Origin of the sequence: Amaricoccus sp. (assembly GCF_017995835.1) — a bacterium.
Classification (GTDB): Bacteria; Pseudomonadota; Alphaproteobacteria; order Rhodobacterales; family Rhodobacteraceae; genus Amaricoccus.
The window spans coordinates 1-10,508 of record NZ_JAGOID010000103.1; the positions used below are offsets into that span (position 1 = coordinate 1).

7 protein-coding genes are annotated in these 10,508 nt (G+C 69.6%); 5 read left to right on the forward strand and 2 right to left on the reverse strand.

Annotation, left to right across the window (positions count from 1 at the left end; genetic code table 11):
* The first annotated feature begins 57 nt into the window (after nt 1–57).
* Nucleotides 58–2,652: a VWA domain-containing protein gene (locus KBA23_RS13720; protein ID WP_290741864.1), complete on the forward strand. Its 2,595-nt coding sequence runs from the start codon at nt 58–60 to the stop codon at nt 2,650–2,652.
* 4 nt (nt 2,653–2,656) lie between these two features.
* The gene (locus KBA23_RS13725; protein WP_290741866.1) at nt 2,657–3,361 is read left to right on the forward strand and encodes a hypothetical protein; all 705 of its coding nucleotides are present in this window, start codon (nt 2,657–2,659) and stop codon (nt 3,359–3,361) included.
* A 2-nt stretch (nt 3,362–3,363) separates the two neighbouring features.
* Here KBA23_RS13725 and KBA23_RS13730 read toward each other — a convergent pair whose 3' ends face one another.
* The gene (locus KBA23_RS13730) at nt 3,364–6,300 is read right to left on the reverse strand and encodes a tetratricopeptide repeat protein (RefSeq protein WP_290741868.1); all 2,937 of its coding nucleotides are present in this window, start codon (nt 6,298–6,300) and stop codon (nt 3,364–3,366) included.
* Nucleotides 6,301–6,604: 304 nt separating this feature from the next.
* On the opposite strand from KBA23_RS13730, the gene KBA23_RS13735 reads away from it, so the two are divergent.
* Nucleotides 6,605–7,468 carry a hypothetical protein gene (locus KBA23_RS13735; RefSeq protein WP_290741870.1) on the forward strand — a complete coding sequence of 288 codons (864 nt, stop codon included), beginning with the start codon at nt 6,605–6,607 and terminating at the stop codon, nt 7,466–7,468.
* Nucleotides 7,469–7,480: 12 nt separating this feature from the next.
* Nucleotides 7,481–8,428, forward strand: a complete 948-nt coding sequence (locus KBA23_RS13740) for a L,D-transpeptidase (protein ID WP_290741872.1) — start codon at nt 7,481–7,483, stop codon at nt 8,426–8,428.
* Between the two features lie 3 nt (nt 8,429–8,431).
* Here KBA23_RS13740 and KBA23_RS13745 read toward each other — a convergent pair whose 3' ends face one another.
* Nucleotides 8,432–9,037 (reverse strand): M23 family metallopeptidase, encoded by a 606-nt coding sequence (locus tag KBA23_RS13745; protein WP_290741874.1) that lies wholly within the window; start codon nt 9,035–9,037, stop codon nt 8,432–8,434.
* Between the two features lie 220 nt (nt 9,038–9,257).
* On the opposite strand from KBA23_RS13745, the gene KBA23_RS13750 reads away from it, so the two are divergent.
* Entirely contained in the window at nt 9,258–10,457 is a 1,200-nt protein-coding gene (locus KBA23_RS13750) for a TMEM43 family protein (protein ID WP_290741876.1), read from the forward strand.
* The last annotated feature ends 51 nt before the right edge of the window (nt 10,458–10,508 follow it).

Sequence of the window (10,508 nt, forward strand, 5' to 3'; positions counted from 1 at the left end):
CTGGTACACGGCTTGCTGCGCGTCGTTCGAAGGCTGCCCGGAGGCCGAGGACTGTCCATGCGATCGAATGTTGCCCGCTGCACCCTGCTGCTCGCACTCTGCTGCGTCTCGAAGAGCCTCGCCCAGACGGCCCCGGTGGCCTCGCCGAAGACGTCGCAGGCGGAATCGGTGCCGGTCGCCGCGCCGCCCGCCCGCGTCGTCGACCCCGTGGCCGCCGACCGCGAGGCCCTGCGCCGGTTCCTCGACGAGGGCCCGGCGCTCCTCCTGCCATCGGCCGAACGTGCCCGCATCGCTGGCCTGCCGCTCGCAGAGGGGCTCGCCGCGGCGCGCGCTTTTCTGGCCGAGGATCCCCTGCCCGAAACGCCCGCCAACGAGCTCGCGAACGGCATCGAGCTCCGCCAGCGTCTGGTCTGGAGCGAAGGCTTGTCGCTGCGCGATGCCCGCGGGCTGATGCTCTTCCTGCACGGCACGCCGCGCGAGCGCAACCAGATCGACTGCGGCGACACCTTCCGCCCGCTCGAGATCTGGAGCTACGGGCCGGTCGAGAGCGCGCAGCACGCTGTCCTGTTCCGGCCGCGCGCCGACGCCTTCTACTCACTCTGGCGGCCGACCGAGTCCAAGCGGGTGCTCTACATGCCGGAGATGGAGTACTACCTCGAGCAGTGGGAGGAGCTGCGCGGGCTGATCTCGGGGAAGCGCCCCGATCGGGTGCTGTGCAAGGCGAGCAAGGAGGTGGACGAGGTCACCGGCGTACAGGGTCTCTTCGGCTTCGAGAAGAACCGGCCGACCGACGCCATGATGGATTCCCTGGTCGCGCCGCCGACGGATGTCGCTGCTTGGGCGCGGGCGGCCGCAGCCACGGTTCTCGCGAAGCCGGTCGAGATCCTGCCGATCGAGTGGGCGCAGGTGACCTTCCCCGAGCGCCGCGACCAGCGGCTGGTCGCGCGCCTGCGCATCGTCCTGCCGGCCGGTGTCGGTCTCGCGGTCGCCGGCGAAGCGGGCAGCCAGGAGTCGCGCCTCACCGTCGCCGGACGGCTCGAGCTCGCCGGGGCGCCGTTCGAGGAGTTTCGCAATCGCTTCGTCATGCAGCCGCCGGCGGCGACGACGCCGGTCGTGCTTGTCGCCGAACGGCTGTTGCGGCCCGGCGGGCCCTACATCGTCGAGCTCGAGCTGCGCGACGAGGTTTCCGGTCGCACCGCCTGGGTGAGCCAGGGATTCACCGTGCCGAAGGATCCGGTGCCCGAGCCCGAGGCGCCGCTCGCCGGGGCGCAAGTGGTGCTCGGGCAGGAGACCGGACTCACGCGGATGGGGGCGCGCGACACGCTCGTCCTGATGCCGCCGCTCTCCGACGTCGTCTTTGGCCTCTGGCGCGCCGAAGCGATCGTCGTCGGCGAGCGCATCCGCAAGGTCGCCTTCTATGTCAACGGCGTGCGCCAGCTGGTGCGTACGAATCCGCCGTGGACCGCCGAGCTGCGCCTGCCCAATCTGCCGAACGAGCTGGTCGTGCGCGCCGAGGGTCTCGACGACAAGGACGCCGTCGTGGTCGCCGACGAGACCGTCCTCAACGAGCCGCAGGGCGAAGCGCGGGTCCGCCTGCTCTCCCCCCAGCGCGGCAAACGGGTGGTCGGGCCGACGCTGGCGCGCGCCGCGGTGATGGTGCCGGAGGGCAAACGCGTCGAGTCGGTCGAGTTCCGGCTCAACGAGCAAGTGCTCGCGACGCTCACCCAGCCGCCGTGGGAGACGAGCTTCGTGGCGCCGTCGGGCAGCGAGCCGGCCTACCTGACGGTTTCCGCGACCTATGTCGACGGCACCCGGGTGGAGGATTTCCGGGTGCTCAACGGCGGCGCCTTCCTCGAGCAGGTCGAGGTCGATCTTGTGGAGATCTTCGCCACCGTCTACAGCAAGAGCGGCGGTCTCGCCGAGAATCTCGCCGAAAGCGACTTCGAGGTCCTCGACCGCGGCAAGCCGCAGAAGATCGAGAAGTTCGAGCTCGTGCGAGACCTGCCGCTCGCGGTCGGCCTGGTGCTCGATACCTCCGGGTCGATGCAGGAGTCGATCGGCGAAGCGAAGCATGCGGCGAGCGACTTCCTCACCGGCGTCGTGCGGCCGACCGACCGCTGTTTCGCGGTCGGCTTCTCCGACCGTCCGCGCCTGCTGATGCCGCTCACGCCCGACGTTCAGGCGGTGCAGATCGCGTTCCGCGAGCTGCCGGCGGTGGGCAACACCGCGCTTCACGACGCGCTGGTCTTCGCGCTCTACCAGCTGCGCGGCATCCGCGGCCGCAAGGCGATCGTGCTGCTCTCGGACGGTGACGACACCTCGAGCCTGGTGCCTTACGACGACGCGCTCGAGTTCGCCCGGCGCAGCGGCGCGGCGGTCTACGCCATCGGGCTCAAGGTCGGCGCCACCCAGGTCGGCATTCGCAACAAGCTCGAGAAGCTCGCTTCCGAGACCGGCGGGCGCTCGTTCTTCGTCTCCAAAGCTGACGAGCTCGACAGCGTCTACGGCGAGATCTCGCGCGAGCTGCGCAGCCAGTACCTGCTCGCTTTCGCGCCTGATCCTCCCGGCAAGGAGGGCGTCTTCTCGACGGTCGAGGTCAAGGCCCAGGGTGGCAAGTTGAAGACGCGAGCGCCGCGGGGCTACTATCCTTAAGTACATGACCACTCAGGCAGGCGTTCCTATCGCTAGAAAGGCACTGCGCTCCGCGCTTCTGCTGGGAATCGCCACCTGCTTCGGCGCGGCATTGGCCGTCGCCGCCGAGACCACCTACGGGTTACAGTTCGCGAAGCTGAACCGGACTTACTCCGACTTTGTGGGCGAGCTGGCGCCGATCGGCGAGGAAGGGCTCTCGGTTCGCCTGCAGTCACCCAAGCAGGCGATCATTTTGCGCGCCAACCGCATCCGATTGACACCGATCGCAGGGGAGACCGGTGCCTTCGCCGGCGAAGTCGAGCTCGACGTGCAGGGCAAGGGTGACCTGATCGCCGACGTCACGATCGGACCGATGGTGCGCAACTTGACCGACGTTCTCGTCGTGCCGCCCCAGACGATCCGGCTCGCGGCCAAAGTTCGAATTCGACGTGTCGCAGATGGTTACGAGGTGCTACCCGAGAAGCTCCCCGAGCGCATCGAGGTCGCGGTGCAGTCGCAGACGATCAATCAGATCCTGACGCTCTGCGACCAGGCGGCGACGCTGTCGCTCGGTGCCGTCGACTGCTCAGGTCTCGACCATTCGCTGACCCGCCCCGCGGTGCCGATTCCAGGCGGCGGGAGCTTTTTCCTCGGCGACGAGAATCTCACCGATGCAGACCGCGCCGCGCTCGACGCGCTGCTCGGAGTGCCTGAGCCCGTCAAGCCCTGAAACTAGCTCGCGGGCAGTGACAGGCCATGGCGTGTCGCGGCCTCGACGATCGCGCGGTGGAGCGGCACCTGGAAAAGGAATCGCTGGCGCATCGCCGGCGCGAGAAAGCCGGTCTGGCGCATGAGCTCTGCGTAGCTGCGCTTCAAGGGCCCCTGGACGTCGCCTTTCCTGCCGCCGCGCTCCTCGAGCCAGCGGGCAGCGAGATAGAGGTGAAAATCGGAAAGCTCGCGCAGAGGCGCGTGGTCGAGCAGCGGCCGCTCGACGGCGAGCTTCTCGAAGGCGGCGAGAACGGCTTCGGTCCGCCCGCGCGCGATCTCGACTTCGATCCGGTAGGCGAGATCGGCGAGCAGGCTCGAACCCTTCCCGAGCTCGCGGTGGATGCGGGCGGCTTCCTCCAGATTGGCGAGCGCCGCGTCGTTCCGGCGCAGACGCAGCTGGATCCGGCCGAGGAGCTGCTCGGCGTCGGCGCGGGGCTCGCCGGGGGGAATCAGGCTGAGAGCAAAGTGCGCCTTGCGCGCCTCGACGAGCGCCTGGTCGGGCTGGTCGAGGTGCAGGTAGTTCTCGGCGACCGCCAGGCGAGCGATCGCCTCACCGACGGAATCGTCGCGACCTTCTCGCAGAGCGAGGGCGCGGCGCAGCACTGGAGCCGCGCCGGCGAAATCTCCCAGTCGGGTCATCGCCTTGCCGACGCCGACCAGAGCGTAAGCCTCTTCGGCCTCGGACTTTTCGGCGGCGAGGATCTCGCGCGCATTCTCGAAGTAAGCGAGGCTGTCGGGAAAGTTGCCCTGAGCGAGCGCCACGGCGCCCAACGCCGACAGCGAAGTCGCGACGCCACTGCCCTTTTCGCGGCGCACTTCGAGCGCCTGTAGGTGCAGCGTCTTTGCTTCGTCGAGCCGGAACTCGTGGTAGGCGATATTGCCCAGGAAATATCGGCAGGTAGCGGCCAGGCCCTTGCGCCCGCGGTGCTCGGCGACGCCGAGGGTCTTGGCGAAGAGCTCGCCGGCCTCGCCCGTCTTGCCCTGGCGGACGAGCACGCGACCGAGCTCGAGCAGCAGCATCTCCTTGCGTCGCGCGTCGCCGCCCTTCTGGCCCGCGAGCGCCTGGCGGAGCACCCACTCAGCCTCGGTGTAACGCCCGGCCATCTGGGCGAGCTCGGCGCGCAGCGCGGCGATAGCCAGGAAACGCTGAGGGTTGTCGCGCGCGAGGTCGAAGCCTCGTTCGAGCGCCGCCGAGAGCTCATGCAGGCGCCCCATGCGCCGGGCGAGCGGCAGCAGGACCCATAGCAGGTCGATCTCGAGCTGGGGATCACCGGCGCGGTCGCGCAGCGCGGCGAGCTCCAGGCGGAGCGCGGTGAACAGCAGCTCGCGCGGAATCGTCGCCGGCGTCGCCGCCGCGGCGAGCAGCGTGCGCGCGCCGGCCTCGCTGGCGCGCAGAAGCTCGTAGGCGGCCCAGAGCTCGTCGACGGAGCTCGAGCGCGCGGCGAGGAGCTCGCCGAGCCCGGCGCGCAAGGCGGCCGCCGCTTCGCTGCGCAAGGTGTCGGAGAACGCCGTGCGCAGCGCCGGCGAGGCGAAGGCGAGCCCTTCCCCCCAGGGACCCTCGCCGTCGACGACGAGGCCGGCGGCGCGGAACGGATCCTCCCACTGGCGCGGCAGGCTCTCGCTGCCCAAGGCGAGCGCGGCGGAGCGCAGCTCGCCGGCGGGAACCGGCGAATCGACCTGGGCCAGCAGGCGCAGGGGAAGCGCCGGGCCGAGCCGCAGTGCTTCGGCCTCGGCGTGCGCGAGGTAGCGCCGGCTGGGCTGGAAGTGAGCCTCGGCGCCATCGGCACCGCTGAAGAAGAACGAACCGAAGACCTGCCGCAGGCGGCGATCGCGGACCAGAAAGTGCAACGCCTCCTCGAGCGCGAAGGGGTTCCCGCCGGCGCCGGCGGCGAGCGTCGCGGCGACCGCCTCCGGCAGCGACAAGCCGCGAAAGAGCTGCGCGGCGCAACGGCTCCAGGCCTCTCCCTCGAGCGGGCCCAGCGCGATCTCGGGCGTCGCAGCTAGCGCCGCCGGCCAATCGGTCGCCGGCCGCGCCAGAAGCACCAGGCGAATCTCGCTGCCGAGCCGCGGGTGCTTCTGGATCTCCTCGATCTCGGCCCAGATCTGTGGCGGGGCCTCTTCAAGGTGGTCGTAGACGATCCAGATCGGCCGCGCCGGCTCGGCCGCAAGCTCCGCGACGAGCGAGGATGCCGCGCCGGGCTGGAGGCGGAAGAGCGCCGCATTGCGCCAGATCGCCGGTTCGCCGGCGGCGCGCATCACCTCCCAGGCGAGCCGCGTCTTGCCAACCCCGAAGGCCCCGGTCAGGCGGACGATCGGTTCGGCGAGGCGCTCCGAGAGCTCCTCTTCGACTTCCGGTCGCAGCACCCATTTGGCCGCCCGCGAGAGCACCTCCGGATTGCGCCAGGAGGGAATCGCCACGGCCCGCGGGTGAACCGCGGCGAGGGGAATCAGGCGGCCGCCGCCGAACGAGAGATTGCCACTCGGCTCGACCGCCCAGGAGCCCTCCAGATGATGGGCGGCGTGAGTGGTCAGGAGGACCTTTCCGGCTTCGAGCGTCGGGCGCTTCTGCGCCAGTTCGTCGAGGAGCGTTTCGGCGAGCAACGTGACTTTTTCTCCCACCGCCGCCGCCGCAGGGGTGATGAGGATGCTGGGCGGGGTCGCGCTGGGGCCGGCGTCGGCGAGCACCGCGCCGGCGAGAGCGACGGCCCGGTCGAAGATCGCCGCGTCGCCGGGGAGCGGCAGCACGAGCCATCTCGCCGGCCCCGCGGGTACGACGCCGCTCGCGCGTTCCGCCAGGCTCTGCAGCCGGGCTGCCGCGGTGTTGTCCTTCTCCGTCCAGAGGTGGAGGAGCGCGGCCGGCAGGACGCGTTCGATCGGCTCCGACAGGGGGGGCGTGGGCATGAATGGAAAGGGTCGGGTTCGAGATCGGGGTCGAGGTCTGCTGTAGAGCTCCGCGCGGGAAATCTACTACGGCGAGGCGCCTCGCCGGTGGGGCGGACGCCGGTCTCGCGTTTTCGGCACATCGCTTGCAGCCGCGAGAATCGTGACTCGACGTCGAGCCCCACTCCCGCGACCCGCCTGCATCGCCCGCAGTCTCGGACTCGCTCTCGCCCTGCACCTCGCCGGCGCCCAGCCGGCGCTGCTGGCGCAAGGCTCCCCAGGGGCGGCAGCGGCGTCGCTCAAGGCGAGGTTCGACCCGGGCAAAGTGAGTTTCTCGGTCCAGCTCGAAGGCGTCGAGTCGATCTACCGCGAGTTCGCTTTCTACATCATGCCGGGAGAAAGCGTCGACCTCGTTGCCCACACGGCCGATCCTGAGAAGTCGTTCCGCCTCCAGTCCGCCCTGGTAACGGAGGCGCTCGCGGGCGGCCGTTGGCGCTTCGCCGCGCCGGCGCTTCCCGGCCTCTACCCGATGACCGTGGTGCGCGAGCCGGACGGCGAGCGGATGGTCCTTCACCTGTTCGTCTTGACGCCGCTCTCCGCGGTGCGGGACGGCAAGCTCGGCGACTACCGCATCGGCGAATACCCGGAAGTTCCGTTGCGCGGCAACCCGATCTACCTCCCGCCGCGCGGGTTGGTGGAGGTGACGCCCGTGAACGCGTCGACGCACGTGTCGCCGCACTTCACTCTTGGCCAGTTCCTGTGCAAGCAGGAGGGCTCCTTCCCGAAGTACCTCGTCCTGCGCGAGCAGCTCCCGCTGAAGCTCGAGTTGCTCCTCGAACAGTTCAACGAGGCGGGGCACCGGGCCGATACCTTCGGCTTCATCAGCGGCTATCGGACGCCCTACTACAACGCCCGTATCGAGAACGTCCCCTACAGCCGCCACACCTGGGGTGACGCCGCCGACATCTATCTGGACGGCGATGGCGACGGACGGATGGACGATCTCGACGGCGACGGCAGTTCGGGCGCCGGGGATGGGACCTTCTTTCGCAACTTCGTCGAAGCCCTTTCGGAGAAAGCCTGGTACCGGCCGTTCGAAGGCGGGCTCGGAGACTACAAACCCAACGCCGCGCATGGACCTTTCGTCCACGTCGATTGCCGCGGCATTCGCGCCCGCTGGAGCGGGTGATCGGAGAAGAACATGCGCAACTCTGCAGGTATCTGCTGTTTCGTCATCGCCGCCCTGGCCGCCTTCGAGCCGGCGGTCCCGGCTGCCGCAAGATCGACGACCGCGGCGCAGCCGGTTGCAGGGAGCGATGCCACGACGCTGCAGGTGGCGCTGTCGCGCGCCGGTTTCTCGACCGGGGAGATCGACGGCAAGGCCGGATCGAACACCCGCAAAGCGGTGGCGGCGTTTCAGACTGCGAACGGCCTGCGCGCGAGCGGTGCCGCCGACGCTTCGACGCGCAGCCTTCTGCTCGAGCTCGCTCCGGGCGAAGCGCTGACGAGCTACACCCTGACGCCCGAGGATGTCGCCGGACCGTTTCTGGAGAAGATCCCCGACGACATGATGGAAAAGTCGGCTCTGCCCGCTCTCGGGTTCACCTCGGTCGTCGAAGAGCTCGGCGAGCGCTTTCACTGCGCGCCCACACTCCTGCGCCGGCTGAATCCCGGCAGCGTCTTCGCTGCCGGCGATGCCGTGCGGGTGCCTGACGTCGGTTCGCCCGCGAGTGCCAAGGTCGCCAGCGTGACGGTCTCGAAGCGCCGCTCGGTCGTCGAGGCGAAGGACGAGTCGGGCCGGATCGTCTTCTTCGCGCCGGTGACTGCCGGCAGCGCCAAGGACCCGCTGCCGCTGGGGACGTGGAAGGTGAAAGGCGTTGCCGAGAAACCCACCTTCCACTACAACCCCGAGCTGTTTTGGGACGCCGACGCCGAGCACGCCAAGGCGATCGTACCCGCCGGTCCGAACAACCCGGTGGGCGTCGTCTGGATCGACATCGACAAGGAGCACTACGGGCTGCACGGCACGCCCGAGCCGTCGAAGGTGGGGCACGCCGAGTCGCACGGCTGCGTGCGGATGACCAACTGGGACGCTCGGATGCTCGCCTCGATGGTCGGCCCAGGGACCCCGGTGCTGTTCGTCGACTGATTCTCAGTCGCGGGCGGAGGTTGCGACGCCGCCCAGCAAGGGGAACGGATTCAACGGCTCGCCCTCCCACCAGCGCCGCTCCGAGGTCAGGCGATAGACCGCGAAATGCAGGTGTGGCGTGTCGCGCGGGGCATTGCCGGAAGTCCCGACGTAGCCGATGACCTCGCCCCGCCGCAGACTTGCGCCCTCCTCGAGACCCCGGGCGTAGCGCTCGAGGTGGGCGTAGTAGTAGCAGTAGCTCCCGCTGGCGTCGAACTGATAGATCGTGATGCCGCCGGGGACGCTCTTCCACAGCTTGGCCACCTTGCCGTCGGCCACGGCGACGACCGGCGTGTCGCGCGGAGCGAGGATATCGATCGCTGCGTGGGAACGATTGCCACCTCGCGTTTCGCTGAAGTTATCGCGCAATTGGGCCGGATCGACCCCCGTGACGGGCATCAGCAGCTGTTGCGGCGGCGGCGCGTCCACGGGAGCGAACGCGGCTGCCGGCGGGCGGTTCGCCGTCACCCGGGAGGAGGCCCGGGCATTCGCCGGCTTCGCGCTCGCCGAGGTCTCCGGGGCGCAGACCCGGAGTCCGAGCATCGTGAGGAACAACGTGGGTGCGGCCAAGACGAGGATCCGCACCGGAAGGCGCGCGCGGCGCAGAGCGGGCAGGGTCCAGAGCCTTCCGGGTTGTCGCGCCACGCAGTCACCCTACTACTGCGCCGGGAACTCCGCTGGCGGCGGGAGCGGCCGATTGACCGCCGACAGCGGAGCCGATAGCGTCGCGCGTCCTTTCCGCTTCTCCACGATTGTCGCTGCCGGCGCTGCCGGCCAGGGGTGCTGCGCCATGGCTCACTCGGTGACCGTATCTTCGAACCAGTCCTGGTTCTCGCGCCTCGCGCAGTCGGCGAAGAGCGTCCTCGTCGGACTGGTCTTCTTCGCCGTCTCCTTTCCCCTGCTGTTCTGGAACGAGGGGCGGGCGGTGCGGACCGCGCGCAGTCTCGCCGAAGGTGCGGGCGCGGTGCGCAGCGTCGCGGCCGACGCCATCGACTCGGGGAACGAGGGCAAGCTCGTGCACACCTCCGGCGCGGTCACGACCGAGGGTCCGGTCGTCGACGAAGATCTCGGCGTCCAGGCGCAGGCGATCCAGCTGATTCGCAGTGTCGAGATCTTCCAATGGAAAGAGAAGGAGAGCTCCGAGACGCAGAAGAAGCTGGGCGGCGGCAGCGAGACGGTGACGACCTACACCTACGACACTGTCTGGTCGGAGGAGCCGATCGATTCGTCCTCGTTCGAGCAAGAGGGCGGCCACCAGAATCATGGCGACCTGCCTTTCCTGTCGACGACCTTCACCGCCGACGTGGTTCACTTAGGTGCCTTCGATCTGTCGCCGGAGCAGATCGCCGAGCTCGACGAAACGGAGCCGCTGCGCGTCGATGCCCCGGCGACCGCCGACCTTTCCGGCGATCCGCGCGGCGCGCTGCGCCCGGCCGACGGGGGCTATTACCTGGGCGCCAATCCGCAGTCGCCCGAGGTTGGCGACGTCCGCGTCCGTTTCGAGGTGGCGCGCCCGGCGACGGTGAGCGTCGTCGGCGTGCAGACCGGCAACAGCTTCGCCGCCTATCAGGCGTCCGCGGGCGACAGCGTGCTGCTCGTCGACGAGGGAACCCACACCGCCGCCGAGATGTTCCAGGCCGCCCAGGCGGCCAACAGTCTGCTCACCTGGGTGCTGCGCGTCGTCGGCTGGGTGCTGATGTTCCTCGGCCTGCTCCTCATCTTCAAGCCGATCGCGGTTTTCGGCGACGTGGTGCCGATCGTCGGCAGTCTGCTCGGCGCGGGGATCGGGCTCTTCTCCTTCCTCCTCGCGAGCGGCCTCGCCCTGATCACCGTCGCCTTCGCCTGGCTGGTCTACCGGCCGCTCCTCGGCATCACCCTGCTGGTGCTCGCCGGTGCGGCGATCTACCTCCTCGCCCGCCGCAGCCGGCAGGCGACTCCGGCACCGGCCCCAACGACGCTGCCACCGCTACCCCCGCTACCGCCCAACTGAGGCGCGCCGGCGGGCGCGCGACCGAGCGCTCCGTCGCTCGACTGCGAGTGG

Excerpts from the sequence above, each read along its gene's own strand:
- KBA23_RS13720 (WP_290741864.1), top strand. The coding sequence starts at position 58 with ATGCGATCGAATGTTGCCCGCTGCACCCTGCTGCTCGCACTCTGCTGC.
- KBA23_RS13725 (WP_290741866.1), top strand. The coding sequence starts at position 2,657 with ATGACCACTCAGGCAGGCGTTCCTATCGCTAGAAAGGCACTGCGCTCC.
- KBA23_RS13730 (WP_290741868.1), bottom strand. The coding sequence starts at position 6,300 with ATGCCCACGCCCCCCCTGTCGGAGCCGATCGAACGCGTCCTGCCGGCC.
- KBA23_RS13740 (WP_290741872.1), top strand. The coding sequence starts at position 7,481 with ATGCGCAACTCTGCAGGTATCTGCTGTTTCGTCATCGCCGCCCTGGCC.
- KBA23_RS13750 (WP_290741876.1), top strand. The coding sequence starts at position 9,258 with ATGGCTCACTCGGTGACCGTATCTTCGAACCAGTCCTGGTTCTCGCGC.